A 25,407-nucleotide genomic window follows, 5' to 3' on the forward strand; every position below is an offset into this window, starting at 1 on the left:
AGCTTAATCGATAGAATGTAACGAAAAAATAGACTTCTGTTAACATTATTTGTAATGAAGTCACTATTTAAAAAATGTATAATCTATGCGTAAGAATAAAATATCATATTATTCAAGATGTATATTAGGAAATATCGATGTAACTCTATTGATAATACTATTATGATGAATATGTTCAAAGGATACAATCTCATTAAAGTATGCTCTTAAAGATACTGTGATTAGCGTAGCTGAATGTTATTACACACTCTAAACCTTAAATGTTACTGGTCGTTTCAACTGTGAATATATCTACACTAAAAGGCATCCACGGTACGACTAAGTATCATGCAGAATCTATCCTCGTTAACGGATTTAAAGTAGACCCTGATGGAAAAGTGGGTAAAGCAGGACGAGGAGTATACTTCTGGCATTATCTCCATGATAGAAGTACTGCAGTATATTGTGCCAATGCATGGACAAACTTTGCTAAAAAACAGGGTTCTTATGATCAAGAAAAGGATTGTACATTAGTTAACATTGAGGTAGAAATATTAACTAATGTCGATAGTATATTGAATTTTGAAGGTCAAGTTCAGGAGAGCTTTAATAAAGCTTTTCCTATAGGTAGTTACGATGAGAGCAGCTATGGAGCAAAATTAGATGTATTTATTGAAGAATTGGAAAGTAACCTTTCTTGTAAGTTTAATTTAGTAAAAATTAATTTATCTGTGCCAAATTTGGGAAGAAATGTAGCGTTTGCTAATTCTTTTCCAGCTATCATTATCAAAGACGACGTAGATATCAATATATTAGATAGTTTCTAATATTAAAATTTAAGGGGAATATATATGAACCTTCAGCAAGCATTAGAAAAAACAGTTGAAAGAATTCAATCTACTGCAAAAGAAGATATGAAGGAAAAGCTTTCAAGAGTAGAAAAAAAAGCTTTTGTAAGCACTTTAAACCAATTATGGAAATTTAACATATCATCTTCGGAATCAGATGAATTTTCTGTGATTGAGGAGACTATATTGGTAAGCCATATTTGTGCGAAAAGATATAGAACAACTGATAGCCTAAAAGTAATACTGAAGACTATTGATAATTCTGTAACTAATACTACTTGTAACAGTAAAAAATATCTTTTAGCTGCGTGAGAATATGAAACATCATCCGATACAACTTAAATCAATACAGGTAAATAAACTCTACTTAGAAGTTCTAAATAGAGATATAGCCACCAAAGAAGAAATAGAAATTGATGTTCAATTTAAAGTCGGTTCTAAATTACCAGCACCTGACGATGATATTATTATAGTCAACTTTATTTGTAATGTTACTCAAGAAGATGGATTCAATATACAGATTGATATTTTTGGAATATTCGCTTTAGAAGGTAGTTTTCCAAGAGATAAGTTAGATCATTGGTCTCGTAATAATGCTCCTTTAATACTTATGCCTTATGTCAGAGAGAATGTTGCATCTTTATGTGTACGTTCTGATTTGAATTTCCATTTGCCTTTGGTAGAGGTGCCTACTATACGGTATGGAAAATAGTAGTAAATAATTCTATTCTGTTTCAAACTAAAAACCGCCACAGCAAATACTGTAGCGGTTTTTTAACGTCAGTAATTAGTCTATTATCTTCAAAGGAATAATACGCTAACGTAAGGAACACCATGAACCATCTCACCGTCGGACAACGCGCGCCTTTAAGCAACCTTGCTATTGACGATAGCGCACCCATCACGCTTAAGTTTACTCGCCAAAGCTCAATAGAGATGGACATCAGCTGCTTTGCCTTAGACGCAGCGGGCAAACTGATCAATGATGATTACATGAGCTTTTATAGTTGATTATCATAATCAAACCGTTGGGTGTCGCAAGCTCCACACCAACCTACGATATGCAACTCACCCTTAGTATCTGAAATTCAGTTTTTAGCTTGCATAGGGCAAAAGAGCCGTTACCGTGTCATGCTGTAGCGGCTTTTTTATTTCTGAGGCAGCAACTAATCGGTAGCGTACGTGGTATTCATAAGGAATTTACCACTCCTGTAGCAGATAAGAACCTAAATTCAGGTCAATTTTTTTTGCGTTGTTTGTGTTGCAGCGGATATGTTAACTGCGCCACAAAGCCCTCTGGTATGTTTGTATTGGCTGTCGTACCGTACTTTTTGGGTAAATGGTCTGGCAGATGAGCGGTTTTAAATATCACATCATAAATGGGCAGAAAAGCGGCAAAGTTTTTGTCCCACGCCTCTTTTTCTGATGAATGATGCCAATGATGAAACTCTGGCGTTGCAAGCAGCCAGCGAAAATACGGAAAACGGAAACGTACATTGGCATGAATAAAAATGGCGTGAAAAGAGATAAACACCAAATAAGCATAGGTTGCTGCTGGAGAGAAGCCCATAAACAATAATGGAATATAACCGACAAAGCGATTCACAATCAGCTCAAACACATGCACCCGACTTGCCGCCAGCCAGTCCATGTGATGCGAAGAATGATGCACAGCATGTATGCGCCACAGTGACGGGACTTTGTGCATACTGCGATGAATCCAGTAACTAAAAAAGTCCACTATGATCAAAATCTCTATAAATTGCAGCACTAAAGGCTGACCACTTACCATCTGATGCCATGAAGGATTAAGCCATTGGTTAAATAAAATCTGCGCAGGAATGATGGTAAAAAAGCTCAATAGCTGTATACCTAAATGACTAAACATGAAGTATTTAATGTCGGTTACCCAGCCAGATCGCAACAGTTTTTGTTCTTTATATTTGGCATAAAACCGCTCCATAGGAATGAACACCAGCGCGGAAATTACCAGCGTTAAAATAAAATAGTCCAAGCCTGCATACATACTACGGTCATAGTAATTGGGCTCGATCTGTCCTGATGCGAGCAGCGCTGCAAAAGCATTGAGTAACATACCCGCCATTCCCCAGCGCTTAGACGGATTGCGTAGTAGGCTAATAATACCTGACACAAAGCCAATAACCACACTGGCAAACAACATACCTCGTAAAATATTGGCATTATATAAGGGTCTAAAATCTGGCGTGGTGAGCAGATTGGGGAATAAAAAACACAAAGCCGCAAGCGTAGCAAGTATGCCCAAAGACACCGCAACAAAGGCGGACACTTGTCCTGAGCCTTTTTTTATTTCACGGTCTTCAAAGTGCTTTCGGAGTAATTTGCTCATAGATTTAATTTGCTAATGCCATTTGAATCTAATTTAGCATTGTTTAGCACAAATGAATATGTTAATTACTCAACATTTTTAGACAAATACTGTGGATTTTCATAATTGAGGTAGCTATAGTTGATTCACAATTCACCCTTAGCACATAAAACAAAAGCATCTAAAAACAAAAGCTTTTAAAAGGAAGTTCTTAGCTTGCCTAGGGCGAAAAAACCGTTACCGCATTACGCTGTAGCGGTTTTTTTATGCTTGTTATACTATGAAATGCAGAAGGGAAGACTCATAGTCAAAGGAGAGACGCCATGCAAACCACTAAACTGCTTACCTTGAGTATCTTAATAGCAAGTTTAACGGCTTGCGTCTCACCACCGACGAATGAAGACACCTTAACAGATGCCGACCTTATTCGAGCTGTCCAGCAAAAAGAATCAGCACCAACCGAAGGCGCGCAGCAGTGGGTGATTGGCTATCATCATGGTACCGCAGTCGTCAAATCCTTCCAGTGCGCAGACCTCTGTCCGCAGAATGCTTTGCGAGTGATTTATTATGACGTGCCTTATGTACAGAGCTGCGCCCGCATTGGCGGTGTCAGTAAACAGATTTTAGTTCCGATAGCAATTACCGTCGCCCCAAGATCATTTTGTTTTCCTAAGGCAATTGCGGACAACTGGGAAGGTTATCTTAAATAAGCAGATACTGAGTAAGATGCCATCGAATAAAGCTCAAATTTAGCAATTAGCTTTTGATTCCTAATCTGTTTAGTACGGAAAAACCGCTCACAGTCTAGACTGTGAGCGGTTTTGAGTTTTAGTTAAGAATTACGACAGTTGTAATCTTTAAAGCGTCGGATAGGCAGTGCGTAAAGCGGTAAGAATTTGATTCTTGGCGACTTCGTTATAAAGCCCACAATCATTTTTTTCTGACTCTTTTAAGCCTCCAAGAGCAGCTTCATTATAAGAACCTGCGTATACATCATCGTTGTAATTGACATACGCGATGGGTGCATCGTCATCAGTAAGGTCTCTCACACCAGCGATCCAAGGTATTCCCGCCCATGTGCCTCTTCTAGAATCGGTAAACCCTTTTATAGCTTGTTCAAAGGTTAAGGTAGGTAACTTATAGATAAGTTCAATATAATCGACGTTGACGCTACCAGTAAGTGTCTTTTTACAACTGGCACCACTACTAAATACACTCAATGAAGTAGGCAAGTTATTGAGTGCGTTAATCACGTTATCGGGTATATCATTGTAATCATCATCATTGTTCTCAAGAGCAAATACGTTACCAATTTTTTGACCAGAAAGTGAGACATCGGTATAAGTCCCCGTTGATACGTATCCATTGCTCAAGCTTTGCGTATATCTATTATTGCTAAAAACTGTATTGAATTGCTCAATATTAAGGGCGTTATCAGTGGTCACAGAGTATTTAAATGCAGGGCTTATCCCCATCGTCGTTAATAAAAGGAGGCTTTCTGCCTCAACACCCTCGTAATCTTGGGTGACATATAATGATTTTTTAATGCTATTAAGCGAGTTACTGCTTTTAGTACTCAAGGTACTAAATGAGATATCTTCAAGCCCTGAAGCGTTATCAGAATCAGTTTCAAAATTAAAAGTATAACCAATTAAACCGGTCGTATTTTGTTCTGTGGGTGGCTGAAATGGCGTATCTGGTATTACAGGTGTAGGTGTCACAGGGACAGGCGCTAGCGGTAGCTCATCAAATGTCCCGCCCACATCACTATTATTGAGGTCTATTTCACCATCACCATCACTATCAATAGTTTCTATTTCGATACAATTACCATTATTGATTTGATAAGTACCATTTTGTGCCAAGGCAGGAATTCGAATGGTATTGAATTTAACCGAATATAGATAAGAAGATAAGGTTAAAGGCGTATTAAAAGGTACTTTGATACTAAATTTACCTTCGCTATCAGCCGCACCAGCACTAAAGAAACTGCCTCGCCCTGTTACCTGACCAGAAAAATCATCTTTGGTATACGGTTTTTTAGTTTTGGCATCAATTACACAGCCTTTTAATAGTGCGTAATATTCTCCGATAGGAATGTCGAGATTCCATAGCGTAAAGTGAGAGACTTGTCCTTTATAACTACCGTCTGCTTGACGAGTAGCGACACCTTCTTTCACCCAAACAGTTTGTTCTTCATCGTAATACCACAAAGGAATAGAAGGTAGGTTTTGGTCGGTTGATACTTTAGGGTAAATTAAAGTAGCCTGAGTGCCTTTCTTGAGATTAAGCGCTGCGCCTGTAGCAGGGTCAGTGAGCTTGACATCAATGACACCGACGGTGACCAGATCTGTCTGCTGACTGCCATCATTGTTTTGTCCAGAAAAAGGCTGTGCAAAGGACTGTGCCCCTGCGATAGAGTCTGGATTGTAGTAGTTGGCAGCGATATTGACGGTACCTGTGTAGCTGCTGCCATCTGCTTTGACGATACTATTCGCTGGGATGCTTATCTTAGCGCCTGATACTTGTAGTTCACTAATACCTGCACTGGTGGCGAAGGCGTTTGTGACTTGATCGACAGTCAAGGTAATGTCTAATTTATGCGAACGCTTAGATGCTACTTTGAATTCACGCGCCATCGTTAGATAGCCTGTCTTACGTACTAAAATGACTGCATCAAACTTTGATTTATCTAAGCTCAAAGAATAAGTGCCTGCGCTATCAGTAGTCACCGCACTTTTACCGATTTTGACTTCAGCACCTACCACAGGGCTGCCATTGGCATCTTTTATCATACCGCTGATATGCTGTTGTTGAGTGTTTGTGTCAGGCTTATTGGGCTGAGCGACTGTATCATTGTCATCACTACAAGCCGTTAAGCTCAAAGCAGCAAACAATATACTGGCAGTTAGGGTGTTGAATTTGGTCATAAAAAGGTCTCTTATTTAGACAGTACTTTGGTTTATCTGCGGATTTTAATGGTTTTGATCTCTGTAATTCATTGAAGAAAAGCCTGTAAAAACAACGTTTATAGAAATCGATTTGATAACAATGTCTTTTGATAGAAGCAAAAACTACTGATATAAATAGTTACTAATGAACATGAACTAGCAACAAATAAATTATGCCTTATAATCAAACAATATTCTAGTAATTAAAATAGAGGCTATCTATTATTTTGTTAATCATGGGCGTTAATATTTGGTGAGTTACAGATTGAGGGTTCGTCGGTGTGAAAAATGACATAAAGATGCAAAAATAATATTGAGCCGATTTAGCCTTTATTGCATGCTTAGCTACCTATATAGGTAGTTATTGCACAAAACATAAATAACTACTTACCCCAACTGATGCATCGTTGAATGACACTACTTATATGACCAATCATAAAAAAACATTTTACTATAGACCTAATACCAATCAATCGAGAAGCCCCGCAGTGCGTTGGACGTTTGTCATACTGGGTTGGGTGTTTTTTATATTGGGTATTATAGGAGTGCTGTTACCCGTGATGCCAACTGCGCCTTTTATACTACTGGCAGCAGGGTGCTGGGCACGCAGCTCACGGCGCTTCCATTTTTGGCTGATCAATCACAAATACTTTGGGAAGTTTGTCCGTGATTGGGAAAATAATCATGCTGTACCTCTCTATGCCAAGTGGTTGGCAACGATAATGATGACTATATCGACGGCAATGTTATTTTATCGCTTGCCAGCCGATACGATGTGGGTGGCATGGGCGGTAGCCACTGTTTGTAGTGGGGTTGCGGTGTATTTGTTCCGCTTGCCAAATGCCTAAAATCGTTGCAATTTGAACCAAAAATGACTAATAAAAGGGCTTTGTTACACGAAATGTCAGATAAGGCTTGCGATACTAGGATGTACCCCTTATAATACGCCCAAGCTTAAGAGCAGTTCTGCACCAAATCATTACCTCGTAGTATTAGTTATAATCCTTCGTTTTAATATTTATCGTTCAGTAGCTATTTGCAAGCGTTACCGGTCACTAGGCCATTAATAAATTAAAAAGTAGGATTATCAATATGTCAGATACTCAAAAAGGTACAGTTAAGTGGTTCAACGAAGCTAAAGGCTTTGGTTTTATCGCTCCAGAAACTGGCGCAGACGTTTTTGCTCATTACAGCGAAATCACTGGTTCAGGCTTCAAAACTTTAGCTGAAGGCCAAGAAGTTGAGTTCACTGTAACTCAAGGTCAAAAAGGCCCACAAGCCCATAACATCGTTGCTATCTAATCTGTCTTTATAGACACTTAGAGCAAGATGAAAAAAAAGCGAACCTTCGGGTTCGTTTTTTTTCATCTGTCATTCAGTATTAGATAATATAGTCAGTGAAAAGTAATATCGATACATCACGCACTGCTAATATCAATTTTTTTGCTTGCTGTGCCTATGCAGACAGAGGCTACAAAAAATGGATATCGGCAGTATCGTCGCGTTTTTGGGGTATTTTGACTATATATTAAAAAGGCCTCCGACTATAAATAGTTGGAGGCCTTTTTTTTAATGAGTGTGGTGAATCTATCAGATAGAGCTAATGCCAATATTAATCAAGCCACCGCCAATGATTAGCCAAGCAAACATAATAGCACCCAAGATTAGTGGCTTCACGCCAGCTTGCTTAATCGCGCTCAGATGAGTCGTCAAACCCAGTGCAAACATCGCCATCGTTAGCAAAACATCATCAAACATGACCATACTCTGCTCAAAGCTGTCAGACATCGGTATCCATGTGTGCAGTATGACGATAAGAATAAAAATAAAGGCAAACCATGGCACGTTGACTTGTTTAACACGGTCTATAAATGATACTTTTTCGCCATGACTATCATTGTCACCCTTGGTCAAAGCAAAGGATAAAATCAGTAGAAAAGGGGCGAGCATCATGACGCGTATCATTTTAGTCACGACGGCTGTATTGCCAACTTCAGGATTGATCGCGTTACCTGCGACCACGACTTGCGCGACTTCGTGTATTGTCGAGCCAGTATAGATGCCGTATTGTTGAGCATTTAACCAAGGCTGTAACCAACCAATATGATATAGGAATGGATAGAGTAGCATCGCAATAGTGCCAAAGACGACGACGGTTGCCACAGCGATAGTAACTTTATGCGCTTCTGCTTTGACCACTGGCTCTGCGGCAATTACAGCGGCTGCTCCGCAAATACTAGCGCCTGAACCAATCAATATAGTCGTTTTTTTATCGACTTTTAGCCATCTCGTACCCAGCCAATAGGTCAATAAAAAAGTCGATGTCAGTACCAGTGCATCCGTCATAATCGCTGGCATACCCACGCTAGCCACTTGGGTCATCGTTAGCTTAAACCCATAAAACATAATCGCTAGGCGCAAGATTTGACCTTTGGCAAAGCATACGCCAGCATTTAGCTGCTCAGCGAAATTAGGGTATACGGTATTGCCTAAGACCATACCGAGCAAGATTGCCAATGTTAAAGAGGACAGTCCGACGATACGCCCGTTTGACCAAGTGTCTAGACCAGTATTGAGCCATAAACAAAATAAACTACCGACCAGCACCACGACCAATCCTGCTAAGTGCCGATTGCTTGGAAAGTAACGATTTACTGAGTGGGTAAAAGCGTGCATGACAGAGCTATCCTATTATTGCTAATCGACATAAGCATAAACTTATGAATAGACAGTATAAGATAAGCTGATTTATAATAAAAACAGATTAATAAGATACAAACTATCGAAAATTTGGGTTAATAGGGTTGTATTGACCGTTTGATATTAAAAGATTAGTCCTAAAAGACGGGCATAAGGTGTCATTAATTAATGAAAAAAGCGATGCAGACGCTACCGAAGATTACGCTAAAACAATTGGCGGTATTTGTGAGTATTTATCAGACGGGTAGCACCAGCCGTGCCAGTGAAGCGCTGCATTTATCACAGTCAGCCGTCAGTAGCGCGCTGACTGAGCTCGAATCCAGACTGCAAATGCCGTTGTTTGAGCGCGTTGGGCGTAGGCTTAATCAGCATCCAAATGCCCATCCCATTTATGTGCAAGCGCAGGCAATTTTGGGGCAGTCACTGACGATTGAACATTATCACAAGCATCAAGCAGGACAGATTCATATTGGCGCGAGTACGACCATAGGCAACTATGTATTGCCACCGCTGCTGGCTGAGTTGTATAGAGCCTTGCCAAATGCAAATGTGAACACTTATATCGCCAATACCCAAGAGGTAGTTGCGGAGGTCGAGCAGCTAAATATAGATATTGCGCTAGTAGAAGGGATGCCGCGACCTGCGGATACTAAGGTCATTGAGCAGCGTGCATGGCGAACGGACACCTTGATGGTCTTTGCCAAACGCGATAGCAAATGGTTGACAAACATGGCAGCGTATAACGATGTGGATAATTGCTACGAGATTAGTATTGAACAACTGGCAAAGCTACCCTTGTTAGTACGCGAAGCAGGTTCGGGTACTCGGCAAATTATCGATGAGCAATTATTACAGCATATGCCCGATGCCGAAGTCATCATGGCCATTCAGCAATCGGAAGCGATCAAGCATATGGTCAGTGCCGATATTGGGCTGGGTTGTCTATCACAGCACGTGATTGAGGCAGAATTGGTCAGCGGTAAGTTAGTACAAGTAAAAGTGGCAGGCATCGATTTGTCGCGAACTTGGTGGCTAGTGTGGCACAAAGCCCGCCATCAAAGCCCAATTTGGCAAAGCTTTATTGATATTTTGACATCAGAATGAGGGGTAGAGACAGATAATAAAAAAATGTCCCATAGCCATGACTATAGGACGTTTTATAAAATGTTCTGTTTAGTTTGTAATATAAGCGGCTCAAGTCAACTCATTAAAGCTAAGCCGCCTTTACACTTAAGCATTGTTTATTGAAAGGTGATTGCTTATTTATTAACTGGCTTATCCAGTCTCACGACTAAGCTATCGCAGGGGACATTTGGCAAGATATTATCTGCTGTTGCCCCACTAAGCCATGCCACGATACCATGGCGCTCATGACGACCGATAACCAGTAAATCAACATCATGCTTATGACAATAATTGACGATACCTTCGCTACTAGAGATGGCGGTGGTCACCTCGGCATTGACGGCAGTTAAGCCATTACGCTCTAAAAATTGTGCTAGCTTGGCTCGTGCTTCTTGGCAACGCTCATCGTCAATCTGGTCATATAAGCTAGAGGCGGGCACCAGCTCATAGCCAAAACCAACCATCGTATCTTTGACAATATGCAGTACAGACAGCTTAGAACCCGGACGGTTATCGACGATTTGTTTGGCTTTTTGCGCTACTGTGTCGGCATCAGATAACAAATCGGTAACCAGTAAAATATGTTGGTAACTCATGAGGTGCTCCTCGTAGCAAGTAGTCTTAACTATAGCACTACTGATGACTGCTGTTAAGTAATGTCGGCATACTTTTAAAGCGCTAAGGTATTGCCCTTCCTAATTGTACTATAGTTGGATTCAAATAATTTCGATACAAGGAAACCGAGCGCAAGTTATACATTAGTATGCTTAGCGCGGATGACGATGTAGCGGATTTATATGGATTTGACTATATCAGCGCTGCTCTTTCTTAGGATAATGCCTTGACTTCTCTGTCTGCTAGCCCCATCTATTAGCGCTAGACCCATTTTTTCATTGCTATAGCTTACCCACCATAAAACCGATAAAATTTTGAGCGTTAAGTTTTAATGATCATTTTATCACGCACATTGTTACCATTCTATTTACCCTGAACTGCAGGGCATTATCTACATAATGAGCTAAGGACAACTATGACTGACACCGCATTTACCGCTGACCTAACATTGCACTCCGCATTTGAGTTGATTGAGCATCGCCATATTGAGGCGCTATCGATGGATGTGCTGATCAGTCAGCATGTCAAGACTGGTGCGATGCATTATCACTTAGCACATCCGAGTGATGAAAATGCATTTTTGGTAGGCTTTCGCACCCAGCCAATGGACTCAAAAGGCGAAGCGCACATCTTAGAGCATGTGGCTTTATGCGGTTCTGAGAAATTCCCTGTGCGTGATCCGTTTTTCTCAATGATTAAGCGCTCGCTCAATACCTTTATGAATGCGATGACCGCTGCTGATTGGACGGCTTATCCGTACGCCACACAAAACAAAAACGATTACTTCAACCTGCTTGCCGTTTATCTTGATGCGTCATTTTTCCCGAATATTCATCCGCTTGATTTTGCTCAAGAAGGTATTCGTGTTGAGTTAGATGAAAATGACAAGCCGCAATTTAAGGGTATTGTTTTTAATGAGATGAAAGGGGCTATGAGCGGCGAGATTGATCAGCTGTACCATGCTGTTGCCCATCATCTCTTCCCAACGACGACGTACCATTATAATTCGGGCGGCGAGCCTGCTGATATTCCGGACTTGACCCATCATGAGCTGGTCGAGTTTCATCAAAGCCATTATCATCCATCAAACAGTGTGATTATGAGTTTTGGTAATATTCCTGTCGCTGAGACGCAGGCGAAAATCCATGAAGATGCCTTGATTCAGTTTGAGGCGGGCAAGAAGCATGTATCGCGTCCAGAGCAGCGTTTGTCTGCACCCATTAGCGCCACCGACACTTATACCGCTGACGAAGCTGGCCCTGACCAAACCCATCATGTTGTGGCGTGGTTATTGCCATCGATTACCGACCCCAAGCAACGCCTTGCTTTGCGTCTACTAGAAGGTGTGTTGATTGAGCATGCAGGTTCGCCGTTGCGTGCTTATCTGGACAGCCATCCACTCGGCAAAGCACCAAGCCCACTCTTGGGTCTTGATGACAGTCATTATGAAATGGTCTTTTATACGGGTCTGCGCGGTTCAAATCCAGAGCATGCCGAAGCAGTCGAGCAGGGCATTATTGATTTGCTGACCGAAGTTGCAAACTCACCAGTCGATGACGAAACGATTGAAACCATTCTGCATCAGATTGAGATAGATCAGCGTCATATCGGCGGTGACAGCATTCCTTATGGTTTGAATCTCATGCTAGAAGGCTTTAGTACCGCCATTCATGACGGCAATCCAATCGATGTGTGGGAAGTTGACGAGCATCTACAATGGCTGCGTGAGCAAGTAAAAGACGAGCAATGGTTGCCCAACTTAATCAAAATACATCTACTGGATAACAATCACCGCGTGCGCGTGACCCTAACACCAGACAGCGAAAAAACTGCTCGTTTAGCGGCAGCTGAGCAAACGCGTCTCGACACTATCGCCATGGATTTGACCGCTGATGATAAAGCTATCTTGCACAAGCAAGCATTGGATTTGGCAGCGCGTCAAGCAGCACCAGATGATTTGAGCTTATTGCCAAAAGTTGGCTTGGATGACGTACCGACGGATATCAGCTTTAAGCAAGGCAAGCAAAAACAAGTAAATTTGAGCGGGCAAGACAGCACCTTATTTGAATATGAAGCAGGCACCAATGGCTTGTATTATTATCAAGTAATTGTGCCGTTGACCGATGCGATTGGTAATGCAGGTACAAGCGAGTTACCCGTCAATGAAGTCATTAATCATCCGCTACTGCCTATTTATTTAAGCTTATTGTCTGAGCTAGGTACCGACTCGCTAAGTGCCCATGAAATGCAAGCCAAGCAAGCGGCGCATTCGTCAGGTGTGACAGCGCGTATCAGCCAACGTACCAATATTGATGATAGTCAGTCTATCAGCAGTTATTTTGTGGTGGCAACGCGCGCACTAAACCGCAAGCCTGAGGCGATTGATTTGCTCAAAGAAGTGATGGAGCACAGCGTCTTTACGGAGCATGATCGTATCAAAGAGATTCTGCAGCAGCGTCAAGCAGGCTGGCAATCAAACCTTGCCGGTTCAGGGCATGCTTATGCCATGCAAACGGCCAGTCGTGGTATGAGTCGTCAAGCGCAGTTAGAGTATGTGCGTAGTGGTCTGCCAGCATTGAACGCGTTAAAGGACTTTTTAACCCATGCCAGTAATGATGATGCACAGTGGGATAAATTAGCCACCAGCTTGATGGATTTACATCAACGTTTCATCAGCCTCCCTAAGCATGCCGTCATCATCTGTGAAGCCGAGCAAACTGAACGCTTAAGCAATTTGATTGTCGATAGCTGGAAAGACAGCCAAGCGCCACGTATTGCCGCGCAGCTAAGCAGCTCTGATGCTAGTATTGAAGACAATATCCCAAGCGAATTTGCCGAGTTACAACTTGATGCGGCACTAAATGGTGAGAAAGACGTTGTCAAATCGTTAGAAAGTGGTGTCGCGCTCGATGTTGAGGACTTGGCATGGTTGGTGCCGACCAACGTCTATCACAATGCTAGTGCCTATACGGTTCCAGCGGCTGATCATCCGGACACAGTAGCCTTGATGGTATTAGCGCCTTACTTGCGCAATGGCTATTTGCATAGCGCCATCCGTGAGCGCGGCGGTGCTTATGGTGGCGGTGCGGGCTACGATGCCAATGCTTGCGCCTTTAAGTTCTTTAGCTACCGTGATCCGCAGTGTGCTGAGACCTTTGCCCATTTTGATGCCAGTATCGAGTGGCTATTAAATGAGCCGCAAACCGATGAGCAATTGGAAGAAGCCATCTTGGGTATCATCTCTGGTATGGACAAACCGGGATCTCCAGCAGGCGAAGCGATCAAAGCATGTTTTTCTGACCTGCATCATCGCGGTGCTGACTGGCAGCGTAAAATGCGTGCGTCAATTTTAGCCGTGACTATTGATGATTTGCAGCGCGTTGCCAAGCAATATTTGCAAGGGCAAAAACATGTGCGTGCAGTCTTAGCGCCTTACGACAAAGAAGAAAAGGTAAAAGATCTCGGTTTTGAAGTTTGTAAAATAAAAAGCTAAGGTGGTCAGACTTACCATGAAGCACAAAAAAGCCAAGCATTAAGCTTGGCTTTTTTGTGCCTAAGCACTCAATTAATACCGTTTAATGCTTTGGTCTTTACCAATATAATCTTGATGCACAGGGAATTTATCATGGCTATCGAATTGCTTACGATCTTCAAAGTAACTGGTTAGCGTGCGACGTACGGCTTCAAAGGCGATGCTATCCCATGGAATGTCTTCTTCACTAAATAACGCACAATCAAGACTCTCAGAGCCAATACCATAAGCGCCATCTTTTAGATCGTTCAAGTAAATCGCATAAATTTGCCCAATATCAGGGATATCATAGAGGCAGTATAAATGGGGGTTGGTCACCACCGCTTCAGCTTCTTCAAAGCTCTCACGCGCCGCGCCATCAGCGATGGTTTCGCCATTCTCCATAAAGCCTGCTGGTATCGTCCATAAGCCATATTGTGGCTCAATCGCTCGGCGGCATAGCAATACTCGGCCCTTGTGAACGACCAATGAGCCACAGATGACCTTTGGGTTTTCGTAGTGAATATAGCCACAATTTGGACAGACCAAACGCGGGATATTATCGGTGGCCGGTATTTTACGTTCAGCCTCGTGGCCACATTGTAGACAATAGCGCATATAAACTGCCTTGTTATTATGATAAGAAAGGATATGGGGTGTCACTGTAATAGCTTGGGTGTGCAGCGTTATACTTAGGGTACAACAGTCATGCTGCCGTACGATCGTAAATAACAGCCATTACCTTAAGATAGCACATATTTTCTTCGCACAGAATGATGATAACAGTAACGCATCATTTCACCGCAGAGACGTTATTTGTTGCTATAAAAGAAAGGCTCTCAATTAATTCTTATGATACAAATAGGCAGTCACATAAATAGCATGCAGTAAACAGGCGATTGCGCTAATCTAGATTGAGACATTATTTCGGGTCTTTAGTTAGCACACGCTCTAGGGCATGTCCTCAATACTATGTTCCTTGTTTGACGGCAATTTACCTCATTTTTATCACCATTTTTAAAATGAGGACACACCCTAGAAATTATTAAATGATAAATTTATAGATTTGATGATGATAACTATCATTTTATGACTATTGTTTTTATGAATATCTTATTGTGACAAGGCTTTATACTGATAAAAATACAAGGCAATTATAATGTTACTTCCCCCGCAGTCTGTAAGTTTTGATGAATTGTCAGTCGCTGTGCCAGACTTTATTCGTTATCCCACTATTAGAAAATTGGCAGAGCGAGTGCAGCATGAGACATTAAATGCTGTCACCAGTCCAGCAATGTACAACGCTGGTGGCACCTCTCGTCGCACTCGCATTTTAGACAGCTTATATCAGACACCCATTGCCGATGCCTCAGTATTGGTTGCCATCACCCATGAACGCCATCCTAAGCTGCTATTGACACGCCGTGCTGCCCACATGAATAGTCATGCTGGCGAGGTATCTTGTGCAGGCGGTAAGCATGAAGCTGGTGATGGTAACAATGTCGTTACCGCATTACGTGAGGCTTGCGAAGAGACGGCGCTACCACCCAATAAAGTCCAGCTACTCGGTCAATTGCCGATCCAAACGTCCAAAAGCGGTATGAGTGTGCGCCCGATTGTCGCGCTTATTGCGCCAGATTTAATATTAGTACCTGAGCTTGGCGAAATCTCACGCATTTTTTGGGCAGATTTTGAAACCTTATTAACTCAGCCCACCGTAGAGTATGCGATAGAATATGCGATGCAAGATCAAATGGCGACCATCCTTACGCCCAGCTGGCAAGTGGATGGTGAAACAGTATGGGGTTTAACGGGACGAGTCATCGCTAGCTTATTAGAAACGGGGTTTGATCGGCAGCTTGAATGGTATTACCGTATACAAGATACGCGCAATTAACACGCAGGGCAGTTGAGTTTTTCGCTTAAAATGTTCAACAGACCCTAGTCATCATTACTTATAGTAGTCGTCATTTTTTTTGAGCCACCAATTCATATTGTCTTGCCGTTTGGCACGGAACGCTTCTAATTTATGCGCCACAGCTTGATTGTGCTGGCGCGCTGTATCGAGAGCAAAAAGAATCGGTACTGAGGACAGAACGCCAAAGCGGATTTTCGATTTGGGCAAATCCAAGCCATCACCGATATCATCGCCGACTAGCGTACGTGTCACACTGGCATTGACCATTTCAACGAAACGCCCACGGCGATTGTCTTCTCCCATCAGCTGACGCGGCAAATCATGCAGGGCTTTTGCTAGCGGCTGTCCCATCTTAAAATCAAGCTGTTGAATCGATAAATAAGTATATAACCACTCCCAGCAAGCCGCTTCATCTTTTGGCAAGCGCTTTAAATCAACGCCCATCCAATAGCTGGCCAGATTCCATAAATGCAAAATCCCTTCTGCTTCCTCAGGGCTGATGCGTGCACCCAGTAGGCGTAGGCCGCGCATAATCAACAATGAAAACTGCAAATGCGTAGCAATCATATCGGTTTGATTAATAGGAAGACCCCAATAATCTGTGTTCCAGCTGCCATCTGGATTATGATGCTGGTCGGCATTTGCTATGACACCTTTAGCAGCATTGCCTTTACCTTTGAGTAGGTTTTGCCGCACCAGTGTATGGATTTGCCGTACCTGAATGGACTGCCGCCACCCCTCAGAGCCAATCGCTAGCACTTGCTCGATGGGCTGGCGGTCGTTAGCCATATTTGCAGTTGATTGTGGATGCTCAGAGACCGCTAGAATATAAGCATAAGTACGCATCAAGCGCGGTAGCGCATCGTGCATCAAAGCACCGGTTTGAATCAAAGGCAAGGAAAGGGCAGGGATGCTATAGCCAGCCATCAGCGCGACGTTACGAAGTAGCCAAATAAGCATCAGCGGATAACGTCGATAGGCGACTGCGCCAATTTGCGCAAGCTTAGGATCAAACCAATCTGGATGGCTGCTAAATTGTTCAGTTAAGGCGCTAAACGAAGGGTGGGTTATGGGGTCATGAGTTGGAGTATCGTCAAGAATGATATGCTGTAAGGGTTTAGAAAAACGAATACCGTCAGCTGCTAAAGTATCCGCGAGTGGATCACCGATATCATAGCCCGCGACTATCTCGTCTAATAAGTCTTGCGAGATAGCAAAGTCTTTTGGTAATAAATAACGCTTAATGCGCTTTAGGACCTGTAAGTCACTGTGATCATCGACAGCAGTGGTACGGCCATGACGCTGATAAGAAGTTGCCGACTGACGATAGGTGTCTAAATTTAAACCATTGTGCTTTTTGTTCATATTTATCTCTACACCTATCATCTATCGCGTGCGTCTGTTGCTTACCGATTACCTCATTGTTCCATTGGCCCATCAATCGAATTAATGACGGGTCAGATCTACCGAAGTACTGTTAATGTCTTCTTTTAGCGTTGCTTTGAGCATCATGTAACCGGCGATACCAGAGACAATTGAACCCATGATAATACCCAAACGCTCATCGAATAAGGTCGTGTCGCCTGCGAATGCTAAGCCACCGATAAACAAACTCATGGTAAAACCAACCCCGCATAGTAAGGCTGCACCATAGATTTGCTTAAAGTTCATCCCTCGTGGCATGGTCGAGATGCCAAGTTTAAAGATTAACCAGCACATTATCATTACGCCCAGTTGCTTACCGATGAAAAGACCAGCGGCGATACCTAGCGGTACTGAGTGAAATAATTCAGCGAAGCCTGCACCTTTGAGCGAGATACCCGAGTTGGCAAACGCAAACAGGGGCAAAATACCAAAGGCAACGGTGTTGTGTAGATCGTGTTCTAGCTCTTCTACTGGCGAGTGCTCAGGATCAGTACGATCGAACATAGGAATAAATAGGGCTAACACCACCCCTGCCAATGTCGCATGAATACCAGATTTGAGTACCGCAATCCACATAATCACGCCGATAAGTAGATAAGGGGTGATGCTCGTCACATTGCGACGATTGAGTAAATATAAAAACGGCAGACACAAACCAGCGACAGCTAATGAGCCCAGTGACAAGTCGTTGGTATAAAATAAGGCGATGATTAAAATGGCACCAATATCATCAAAAATAGCAATAGACACCAAAAACACCTTTAATGAGTTTGGTACACGATTGCCAAGCAGGCTTAAGATACCCAAAGCAAAAGCGATGTCTGTCGCCGCAGGGATCGCCCAACCTTTCCAAAAATCAGGTTCATTATAGTTAAAGAGCAAATAGACAATGGCGGGCATAATCATGCCACCCAGTGCCGCTCCAGCAGGCAGGATAATCTGCTTAATGTTAGAGAGCTCACCAATCAAGACTTCACGCTTTAGCTCAAGTCCGACTAAGAAAAAGAAAATAGCCATCAGACCATCATTGATCCAATGATGCGCATCTTTGGCAATACCAAATTCGCCAATACGAATGGATACAGGGGCATGAATAAAAGCCTCATACCAAACGCTGAGGGGACTATTGGCAATGATCATTGCAGCAATGGCAGCCAATGCTAAAATGATACCGCCTGCTGCCTCAAATTCGAAAAATGCCTTAATTCTTTTTATTGCCATATCATCCTCATTTACTAAATACAATTTGCTAAATAATGCAATAACCTCAAGTATCTATACTGTTAAATTGGACAGTGTCGCAGATAGACGTTAACAGTTTCTCATAATCTCATTCATATGCACAACAAAATCCGTCAAACTGAAACCATAAACCTATCTTACCCTATTAATAAGAGCGAAATGCCAGCGCGATGGCGAGAGGCAAAGCAGGAATAAATCATAAAATCTGTCATTGATAAAAATATTATTCTTAAATATTTCAATAACCTGTTAGACAAATCTAGCAGACTTCAGCTCGTTTTTGGCTTTTTTTAGTCTTTTATCTCTATAATGAGCGGCATTACGCAGTGTTCTGTCACAGCTTTGATACATATCAGCAGTACTATTGGCTAGCTACTAGCAAAGTTGGTAGCAACACTAGTAGTGATCATTTATTCTTATTTCTTAAAGCCAGTTCTTAAAGCCAGTTTTTAGGGCTTCTTCATTTTTCATCATAAAGTTTACAGGTCGGTGTTATGGACTTATCATTCTCTCTAGAGATTATTTTAATGCTGACAGCCGTGGCAGCGCTGGCAGGTTTTATTGACGCTATCGCAGGTGGTGGTGGCTTATTGACCATACCAGCCATGCTACTGGCCAATATTCCCCCAGTGCTAACGCTAGGCACTAACAAGCTGCAAGCCGCTTCAGGTGCGCTAGCAGCGTCCATTACGATGATTAGAAAAGGGGTCGTCAAGCCACAACGTATCAAGGTGGCCATTATTGCTGCTTTTATCGGCTCGGTCATCGGTACGATCGCCGTACAGATGTCACCACCTGATTTGCTCGAAAAGCTGATTCCGTTTTTAATCGCAGCGATTGGTCTCTATACTTTGTTTGCGCCCAGACTTGGTGAAGTAGAAGCCGCACCGCGTATCTCAGAAGGCAAATGGCAAAAAGTCGTGGCACCTTTGATTGGTTTTTATGATGGTTATATCGGCCCAGGAACTGGCATGTTCTTTGCGCTTGGTAATGTGGCTTTGCGTGGTCGTCAGATCATTGAAGCGACAGGCGCGGCAAAGGTCTTGAACTTATCGACCAATATTGGCTCGCTAATTTTCTTTATTTTGGGCGGTAATGTATTGTGGAAAGTGGGGCTAGCAATGATGGTTGGGCAGACGATAGGTGCGTATTTTGGCTCGCACATGGTGGTTAAAGGCGGTAGTAAGCTGATTCGTCCGATGATTGTATTGGTGTGTTTTGCCATGTTGACCAAATACGTTTTTGGTTAAACAACAATAGGGTCTGTTGAACATTCAAATATTAGGATTGCTGATTGCTAAAATCGCATCAAACGTTTTATCAAATCAGGCGTAAACTGACGATAATGTCGAGACCTTAGCTAGGTTTACAACAACGTTTGGGGTGATTTTAGCATCAGCCTTTCAGGGCAGGGCTATTTTTTGCCAATACATGGCGAAATTGTCTAACCTAGAATGACTAGGCGTCAAAAATTTCACTGCATATTGCCTAAAAAATAGCCACTGCCAGTGCCACATTTGAATGTTCAACAGACCCTAATAAGTAATCTTATATGTCTCAAAAAAACCTCAGCCGATTTGGCTGAGGTTTTTTATTTTATGAATGTCTATTTATAGTCGATTCAATTTAAAAGTAGTACAAGGCAACCGAGTGTAGATGTATATGTGATACTTCAAGCGAGGTTAACGCTGTAATACTTTTATAGTGGAATGACTATAGCAGTGTTGATTAGCGACGACGATCTACATCATCATACTCACTACCCATGATGCCATCACTAAAGACTTCAGAGAATTCACGCTCGTTGTCTTCATCAATATGACCGTCAAATACGTCTTTCGCGCCAGCGTCAGGATCGTTATAAATAGCCAGATCCATTTTGCCTTCTGATTTTGCTACGATGGCAGTTACTGCCGCATCACCACCAACGTTGACAGCAGTACGTAACATATCGAGGATACGATCCACACCTAAGATTAAGCCAATACCTTCGATTGGTAAGCCAACTTGAGCAAATACCATAGAGAGCATGATCAGACCAACACCAGGAACACCAGCAGTACCAACAGACGCCAGTACCGACATCAAGATAACCGTCAGATACTCGGTCACGCCCAAATCAATACCATAAATATTGGCAATGAAGATGGTTGCTGTACCTTGCATAATAGCCGTACCATCCATGTTGATGGTGGCACCAAAAGGAACGGTAAACGAAGCGACAGAGTTATTGACACCCATACGCTTGGTAACGGTACGCAAGGTAATAGGAATCGTCGCGTTTGAGCTTGATGTACTAAAAGCAAAGATCTGTACTTCGCGCATTTTTGCCAAAAAGGTCTTGATAGACAAGCCTGAAGCAAGCTTAAGTACAATCATCATGGTGATAAAGAAATGGAAGGCCAATGAGCCGACCAATACCGCAACATACCCAAGTAATGACCAAATTAAGTCTAAACCAAGCTCAGCCATTGCCTTGGTCAATAGAGCAAAGACACCATATGGGGCAAGGTTCATAATGATAGTCACCATCTTCAAGATGACCTCATTGATTAGTTCTAGGCTCTGTACCAAACCTTTGGCAGGCTTACCAACCATCAGAATACTGACACCGATGAGAATCGCAAAGAAAATAATCGATAACATATCACCGTTTGCCATCGCGCTGATGGGGTTGGATGGGATGATGTTTGAGAAAACATCAAGCAATGGCGGCGCTGATGCTGCTTCAAAAGTGGCGTCAGTGCCAATGTTCATGCCCTTACCGATACCAAATAGCGAGCCAAGTCCAATCGCCGTCGCAATAGCAAGCGCGGTGGTGAACATATAAATCATAAAGGTTTTGGTACCGATACGACCAAGCAGACGAATATCACCAATACCGCACACACCACAAATCAATGAGATAAGTACTAGCGGTACGACCAACATTTTGAGTGAGTTAACAAATAGCTTGCCAATAATAGCGAGGAAGCCGTTTGTAATATACGTATTAACAAAGCCGCCTTCAGCGTTTAGTCCTGAATAGTTTATAAACAAACCCAGTATGATACCGAGCGCCATGGCAACCATGATCTTGCCCGTCAGTCCCATATTTTTCCACATAACCTCTATCCTTTTATATGCAACGCTCAGTAGTCAGTACGGCAATAAATCAATATGTCTATGATTGTTGTCTCAACGCCTGATGGTGTTACGTCTATATGTTTTTGTGTGTTACTTAGTGTCAGTTTTTTGACAATATAAAATAATTGTTAAGGGTACTGCAAGATTTTTTTATCATTTAAATATCGTGACATTAGCGATTTTTTCCGTTTCACTTATTTATTTGTCATAATAAAGACCTTAAACGCGAGTAAAGTGCATGTTAAATAGTAAATATAGACGGCAATTTTTTTGGCAAAAAAAGCGAGACCGCCTATTTTAGACGGTCTCGCTTGTGATTATCTATCTGATTGATTTAAATGAATTTTTTACAGTAAGGATTTCGTATGGTTAAAAGGTTAAAGCGATATCTGTCATAAATAGACGCCTGTCAGGGAATGGGACTGCCTGCACCTTTAGACCTTGTCGCTTTCATCACGACGGAGGCCATCTTGCCATTTGCTGTCCTTGACTACCTCAGATTGTGTATTGGTTGAAGTCGACTCTGAATCGTTAGACACTTCAGATTCTGCTTTATTCAGACCATGATTATAGCTCATACGCTGGTTAAGCGTTGATTCGGCATCACGATAACGAGGGTCAAGTGCTTCTGCTTCTGGATCAGATGCTTCAAAATGCGTTTGCCCGCGTACTTCTTCGACGGTACTTTGCTCATCTACCATTTTTACATCGCCATCGCTCTCATAGCCATGATCAGGGTTGGCATCACCGGTTTGATCTTGAGGATCTGTGGCTACCATCGTGTTACTAGGCGCTGTGCCATTTTTTGCTTGAGCCTCATTTTTTAGCTGCGCATAATCAGTCAGCTTGTGCACGGCGTTCTCTAGGGTATGTGGGTTTTCACGCTCTTGCGCTTTCAATAGATGTCCGTCGAACACATCTGTTAATAATGAATCAAACCGTAACCCATTATATTGAATCAGTTTTTCAGCTTCTTCTTCAGTGATATCACCATTTTGGCTAGCATAGACCACATGATCTTCGAAGGTTAAGCCTTCAAAGCTGTCTTTATGCTCTGCTTTTTTGAATTTCTGCCACAAAGGTTCAATGTCAAGTAAGGTTTGATACGCATGCTCCATGCGACCGCTGACATCATCAGGCAAGGTATTATAATAGACCATGGTCTTGAGATAATCACGGAACGGGTTGGCTTCATGGTCATCCATAAAGACATCGCCCAGTTTGGTTTTTAACTCATCGCCCGCTGGGGTAAAGATGCGACCACTCGGGAAAGTCACAAAGCTGACGACACCAGCCGCCATACGATTTGGGAAGTTGGCAAAGAAAGAAACAAAGGCTTCTTGAATGGTATAGAGGCTGTTTTGTAGCGCGACCTCGGCATGTAAGCGTTCAGCTTCTGATTTGCTGCCATGCTCATAAAACTGCAAAATAGCGGTCGCAATGAACAAGTGACCATGAATATCTGCCAAACGACCAGAGAGCATCTCTTTGCGCTTCAAGTCACCAGCTAACAATCCTAAAGCCATGTCAGCTGTCAAGGCAAAGCTAGCACTTAGACGGTTGATATGTTTGTAATAAGGGCGGGTAAAGTCATCGGCAAAGCTTGGTGCATCGCTACTGCCACCGATATAACCAGCGATAAAGGCTTTTGCCCCGCGGTTAAAGGTATAACCCAAATGTTTAAAAAATAACGTATCGAACTCTTTGGTCGCAGATTCTTTGTCTTCACTTTGCAAGAGTTGTAATTCGTCAAATAAATACGGATGACAGCGCATCGCCCCTTGACCAAAAATCATCAAAGAACGCGTTAAGATGTTGGCACCTTCAACAGTGATAGAAACGGGAATCGCTTGGTATGGCGTTGCCAAAAAGTTACGAGGCCCCATTTGTACAGCGCGTCCACCGACGACATCCATACCATCGTTAACAACGCTACGCATGGTTTCTGTCGCATAGTATTTTGCCATTGCCGTCATAACCGATGGCGTGCCACCTTGATTCAATCCGCATGTAACGAGATGTCGGAACGCTTCTAACATATAAGTATTACTTGCCATACGGCTAGTGGCGTCTTGTACACCTTCAAATTTACCTACTGATATTTTGAACTGCTCACGAACTTTGGCAAACGCACCAACCGACAGATACGTCATCTCACTTGCTGAAGTGGATAAGGCTGGTAGAGAGATACCGCGACCCACACCCAGACATTCCATCAGCATGCGCCAACCGCGCCCAGCGTTCTCAACACCACCGATGATATAATCTAGTGGGATAAAGACGTCTGTGCCATCGACCGTACCATTCATAAATGGTGAGCCGATTGGGTTATGACGTGGCCCTGTGATGACCCCTTCGTGGCTAGCAGGAACCAACGCACACGTAATGCCGTAATCGGTTTTGTTAGGGTCACCAAGCAAACCTTCGGGATCGTGCATTTTAAATGCCAATCCAACCACAGTAGCGATAGGGGCAAGGGTAATCCAGCGCTTAGAAAAGTTCATACGCAGACCAAGCATTTGCTCGCCTTCGTGAGTCCCGTAACACACCACACCTGTATCAGGAATAGCGCCAGCATCAGAACCGGCTTCAGGACCAGTTAGACCAAAGCATGGCACTTCTTCGCCTTTTGCTAAACCGGGTAACCAGCGTTGTTTTTGCGCGTCCGTCCCATAATGCATGAGCAGCTCACCAGGGCCAAGCGAGTTTGGTACCATACAGGTCACAGCTGCGGTGGGTGAGCGCGAGGCAATTTTACTCATTACCCTACTTTGGGCATACGAGCTAAACTCAAGACCACCAAACTCTTTAGGAATAATCAGACCTAAGAAGCCATTGGCTTTAATAAATTGCCATGCCTCAGGCGACAGGTCTTTGTCTTCGTGCTGAATTTTCCATTCATCAAGCATGGCGCACAGCACTTCTACTTCATTGTCTATAAAGCTTTGTTCTTCTTCTGACAGTTTTGGATATGGGTAATTGGCAAAAGTGTCCCAGTTCGGCGAACCCATGAATAGCTCTTTTTCCCACCAGCTCGTACCCGCATCGAGAGCTTCACGCTCAGTATCACTCATGCTTGGCATTGCGCCGGCGAGTATCTTATAGACAGGCTTGGTAATCAATGACTGACGGATAGGCGCGACAAGCAGCACCAAACACAATATCAATATCGGTATGCCTAAAATAAGTGACCATGGACTGATAATGGCGGTCACGACCACGGTAATAATGGCGACGATACTACCAGTGACGCGCGATAGAGACAGCAAAAAGATGGCCAAAACTGTGGCTAACTGTATGATTACTGCCAAAATAAATAAGCCAACTGCCATGACTGTCTCCTTGGTAAAACCTAACTGGAAAATGAGGTAAAGCTCAGAAAGAGATTATATTAAGAAAGCATTTTATTTAAAATAATGGGTTTTAAATCAATTAACTTTGAATCTAAAACCTTTTAAAATAAACAATGTCATTATTTTTATAGCAATCATATTAAAAATCTATTGGTGAACAAACTTATAAACGTCTATCACAACGTCATTCTGACTCAAAGAACCATTCTTGAGTCAAAAAAATGCGATAAAACTAGGATTGCTGACCATTAGAAATATACATTTGAT

At 42.7% G+C, this 25,407-nt stretch carries 20 protein-coding genes; 11 read left to right on the forward strand and 9 right to left on the reverse strand.

Features of this window, described 5'->3' with window-relative positions:
• Positions 1–281 precede the first annotated feature (281 nt).
• The 4 genes from ACTQ9T_RS00660 to ACTQ9T_RS00675 all read left to right on the forward strand — a co-directional run bounded on the left by ACTQ9T_RS00660 (position 282) and on the right by ACTQ9T_RS00675 (position 1,838).
• Positions 282–806, forward strand: coding sequence for a hypothetical protein (locus ACTQ9T_RS00660; protein WP_193009053.1), 525 nt, complete (start codon positions 282–284; stop codon positions 804–806).
• Positions 807–830: 24 nt separating this feature from the next.
• Positions 831–1,139, forward strand: coding sequence for a hypothetical protein (locus ACTQ9T_RS00665; RefSeq protein ID WP_193009052.1), 309 nt, complete (start codon positions 831–833; stop codon positions 1,137–1,139).
• 4 nt (positions 1,140–1,143) lie between these two features.
• Positions 1,144–1,539: a protein-export chaperone SecB gene (locus tag ACTQ9T_RS00670; protein WP_193009051.1), complete on the forward strand. Its 396-nt coding sequence runs from the start codon at positions 1,144–1,146 to the stop codon at positions 1,537–1,539.
• A 122-nt stretch (positions 1,540–1,661) separates the two neighbouring features.
• Positions 1,662–1,838 carry a hypothetical protein gene (locus ACTQ9T_RS00675; protein WP_440463765.1) on the forward strand — a complete coding sequence of 59 codons (177 nt, stop codon included), beginning with the start codon at positions 1,662–1,664 and terminating at the stop codon, positions 1,836–1,838.
• A 226-nt stretch (positions 1,839–2,064) separates the two neighbouring features.
• Here the strand turns inward: ACTQ9T_RS00675 and ACTQ9T_RS00680 are convergent, their stop codons facing one another.
• Positions 2,065–3,195, reverse strand: coding sequence for a sterol desaturase family protein (locus ACTQ9T_RS00680; RefSeq protein ID WP_440463766.1), 1,131 nt, complete (start codon positions 3,193–3,195; stop codon positions 2,065–2,067).
• A 302-nt stretch (positions 3,196–3,497) separates the two neighbouring features.
• On the opposite strand from ACTQ9T_RS00680, the gene ACTQ9T_RS00685 reads away from it, so the two are divergent.
• Complete coding sequence (locus ACTQ9T_RS00685; RefSeq protein WP_440463767.1) at positions 3,498–3,884, forward strand: hypothetical protein; 387 nt, start codon at positions 3,498–3,500, stop codon at positions 3,882–3,884.
• A gap of 147 nt (positions 3,885–4,031) precedes the next feature.
• On the opposite strand, the gene ACTQ9T_RS00690 is transcribed toward ACTQ9T_RS00685, so the two are convergent.
• Positions 4,032–6,104 (reverse strand): carboxypeptidase-like regulatory domain-containing protein, encoded by a 2,073-nt coding sequence (locus ACTQ9T_RS00690; RefSeq protein WP_440463768.1) that lies wholly within the window; start codon positions 6,102–6,104, stop codon positions 4,032–4,034.
• A gap of 446 nt (positions 6,105–6,550) precedes the next feature.
• Here ACTQ9T_RS00690 and ACTQ9T_RS00695 point away from each other — a divergent pair, with 446 nt between their 5' ends.
• The gene (locus ACTQ9T_RS00695) at positions 6,551–6,973 is read left to right on the forward strand and encodes a YbaN family protein (protein WP_201591952.1); all 423 of its coding nucleotides are present in this window, start codon (positions 6,551–6,553) and stop codon (positions 6,971–6,973) included.
• Between the two features lie 244 nt (positions 6,974–7,217).
• Positions 7,218–7,427: a cold-shock protein gene (locus ACTQ9T_RS00700; protein ID WP_010201661.1), complete on the forward strand. Its 210-nt coding sequence runs from the start codon at positions 7,218–7,220 to the stop codon at positions 7,425–7,427.
• A gap of 288 nt (positions 7,428–7,715) precedes the next feature.
• Here ACTQ9T_RS00700 and ACTQ9T_RS00705 read toward each other — a convergent pair whose 3' ends face one another.
• Positions 7,716–8,801: a YeiH family protein gene (locus tag ACTQ9T_RS00705; protein ID WP_440463769.1), complete on the reverse strand. Its 1,086-nt coding sequence runs from the start codon at positions 8,799–8,801 to the stop codon at positions 7,716–7,718.
• A 192-nt stretch (positions 8,802–8,993) separates the two neighbouring features.
• Between ACTQ9T_RS00705 and ACTQ9T_RS00710 the strand changes: the two genes are divergently transcribed.
• Entirely contained in the window at positions 8,994–9,929 is a 936-nt protein-coding gene (locus ACTQ9T_RS00710; RefSeq protein WP_440463770.1) for a LysR substrate-binding domain-containing protein, read from the forward strand.
• 155 nt (positions 9,930–10,084) lie between these two features.
• On the opposite strand, the gene ACTQ9T_RS00715 is transcribed toward ACTQ9T_RS00710, so the two are convergent.
• Positions 10,085–10,546, reverse strand: a complete 462-nt coding sequence (locus ACTQ9T_RS00715; RefSeq protein WP_010201658.1) for a universal stress protein — start codon at positions 10,544–10,546, stop codon at positions 10,085–10,087.
• A gap of 434 nt (positions 10,547–10,980) precedes the next feature.
• On the opposite strand from ACTQ9T_RS00715, the gene ACTQ9T_RS00720 reads away from it, so the two are divergent.
• A complete protein-coding gene (locus ACTQ9T_RS00720) occupies positions 10,981–14,058 on the forward strand; it encodes an insulinase family protein (protein ID WP_440463771.1) in 3,078 nt (1,025 codons plus the stop codon).
• Between the two features lie 72 nt (positions 14,059–14,130).
• Here the strand turns inward: ACTQ9T_RS00720 and ACTQ9T_RS00725 are convergent, their stop codons facing one another.
• Positions 14,131–14,694 (reverse strand): NUDIX hydrolase, encoded by a 564-nt coding sequence (locus ACTQ9T_RS00725; protein ID WP_010201656.1) that lies wholly within the window; start codon positions 14,692–14,694, stop codon positions 14,131–14,133.
• Between the two features lie 541 nt (positions 14,695–15,235).
• Here ACTQ9T_RS00725 and ACTQ9T_RS00730 point away from each other — a divergent pair.
• Positions 15,236–15,973 carry an NUDIX hydrolase gene (locus ACTQ9T_RS00730; protein WP_440463772.1) on the forward strand — a complete coding sequence of 246 codons (738 nt, stop codon included), beginning with the start codon at positions 15,236–15,238 and terminating at the stop codon, positions 15,971–15,973.
• A 54-nt stretch (positions 15,974–16,027) separates the two neighbouring features.
• Here ACTQ9T_RS00730 and ACTQ9T_RS00735 read toward each other — a convergent pair whose 3' ends face one another.
• Together ACTQ9T_RS00735 and nhaA are read right to left on the reverse strand one after the other, a co-directional pair.
• Entirely contained in the window at positions 16,028–17,359 is a 1,332-nt protein-coding gene (locus tag ACTQ9T_RS00735) for an oxygenase MpaB family protein (protein WP_440463773.1), read from the reverse strand.
• A gap of 81 nt (positions 17,360–17,440) precedes the next feature.
• Positions 17,441–18,640, reverse strand: a complete 1,200-nt coding sequence (gene nhaA / locus ACTQ9T_RS00740) for a Na+/H+ antiporter NhaA (protein WP_440463774.1) — start codon at positions 18,638–18,640, stop codon at positions 17,441–17,443.
• A 515-nt stretch (positions 18,641–19,155) separates the two neighbouring features.
• On the opposite strand from nhaA, the gene ACTQ9T_RS00745 reads away from it, so the two are divergent.
• Entirely contained in the window at positions 19,156–19,911 is a 756-nt protein-coding gene (locus ACTQ9T_RS00745; protein WP_189585651.1) for a TSUP family transporter, read from the forward strand.
• 478 nt (positions 19,912–20,389) lie between these two features.
• Here the strand turns inward: ACTQ9T_RS00745 and ACTQ9T_RS00750 are convergent, their stop codons facing one another.
• Both ACTQ9T_RS00750 and ACTQ9T_RS00755 read right to left on the reverse strand, forming a co-directional pair.
• The gene (locus tag ACTQ9T_RS00750) at positions 20,390–21,766 is read right to left on the reverse strand and encodes a dicarboxylate/amino acid:cation symporter (protein WP_201591973.1); all 1,377 of its coding nucleotides are present in this window, start codon (positions 21,764–21,766) and stop codon (positions 20,390–20,392) included.
• Between the two features lie 455 nt (positions 21,767–22,221).
• The gene (locus ACTQ9T_RS00755) at positions 22,222–25,119 is read right to left on the reverse strand and encodes an acyl-CoA dehydrogenase (protein WP_440463775.1); all 2,898 of its coding nucleotides are present in this window, start codon (positions 25,117–25,119) and stop codon (positions 22,222–22,224) included.
• Positions 25,120–25,407 lie beyond the last annotated feature (288 nt).

This window comes from Psychrobacter sp. ASPA161_6 (assembly GCF_051970285.1).
Taxonomy (GTDB): domain Bacteria; phylum Pseudomonadota; class Gammaproteobacteria; order Pseudomonadales; family Moraxellaceae; genus Psychrobacter; species Psychrobacter glaciei.

Bases quoted from the DNA above. Each gene is read 5' to 3' on its own strand.
- ACTQ9T_RS00675 (WP_440463765.1), top strand. From the start codon at position 1,662: ATGAACCATCTCACCGTCGGACAACGCGCGCCTTTAAGCAACCTTGCT.
- ACTQ9T_RS00745 (WP_189585651.1), top strand. From the start codon at position 19,156: ATGGACTTATCATTCTCTCTAGAGATTATTTTAATGCTGACAGCCGTG.
- ACTQ9T_RS00685 (WP_440463767.1), top strand. From the start codon at position 3,498: ATGCAAACCACTAAACTGCTTACCTTGAGTATCTTAATAGCAAGTTTA.
- ACTQ9T_RS00700 (WP_010201661.1), top strand. From the start codon at position 7,218: ATGTCAGATACTCAAAAAGGTACAGTTAAGTGGTTCAACGAAGCTAAA.
- ACTQ9T_RS00710 (WP_440463770.1), top strand. From the start codon at position 8,994: ATGAAAAAAGCGATGCAGACGCTACCGAAGATTACGCTAAAACAATTG.
- ACTQ9T_RS00725 (WP_010201656.1), bottom strand. From the start codon at position 14,694: ATGCGCTATTGTCTACAATGTGGCCACGAGGCTGAACGTAAAATACCG.
- ACTQ9T_RS00695 (WP_201591952.1), top strand. From the start codon at position 6,551: ATGACCAATCATAAAAAAACATTTTACTATAGACCTAATACCAATCAA.
- ACTQ9T_RS00665 (WP_193009052.1), top strand. From the start codon at position 831: ATGAACCTTCAGCAAGCATTAGAAAAAACAGTTGAAAGAATTCAATCT.
- ACTQ9T_RS00690 (WP_440463768.1), bottom strand. From the start codon at position 6,104: ATGACCAAATTCAACACCCTAACTGCCAGTATATTGTTTGCTGCTTTG.
- ACTQ9T_RS00750 (WP_201591973.1), bottom strand. From the start codon at position 21,766: ATGTGGAAAAATATGGGACTGACGGGCAAGATCATGGTTGCCATGGCG.
- ACTQ9T_RS00715 (WP_010201658.1), bottom strand. From the start codon at position 10,546: ATGAGTTACCAACATATTTTACTGGTTACCGATTTGTTATCTGATGCC.
- nhaA (WP_440463774.1), bottom strand. From the start codon at position 18,640: ATGGCAATAAAAAGAATTAAGGCATTTTTCGAATTTGAGGCAGCAGGC.
- ACTQ9T_RS00735 (WP_440463773.1), bottom strand. From the start codon at position 17,359: ATGAACAAAAAGCACAATGGTTTAAATTTAGACACCTATCGTCAGTCG.
- ACTQ9T_RS00730 (WP_440463772.1), top strand. From the start codon at position 15,236: ATGTTACTTCCCCCGCAGTCTGTAAGTTTTGATGAATTGTCAGTCGCT.
- ACTQ9T_RS00755 (WP_440463775.1), bottom strand. From the start codon at position 25,119: ATGGCAGTTGGCTTATTTATTTTGGCAGTAATCATACAGTTAGCCACA.
- ACTQ9T_RS00720 (WP_440463771.1), top strand. From the start codon at position 10,981: ATGACTGACACCGCATTTACCGCTGACCTAACATTGCACTCCGCATTT.
- ACTQ9T_RS00670 (WP_193009051.1), top strand. From the start codon at position 1,144: ATGAAACATCATCCGATACAACTTAAATCAATACAGGTAAATAAACTC.
- ACTQ9T_RS00705 (WP_440463769.1), bottom strand. From the start codon at position 8,801: ATGCACGCTTTTACCCACTCAGTAAATCGTTACTTTCCAAGCAATCGG.
- ACTQ9T_RS00680 (WP_440463766.1), bottom strand. From the start codon at position 3,195: ATGAGCAAATTACTCCGAAAGCACTTTGAAGACCGTGAAATAAAAAAA.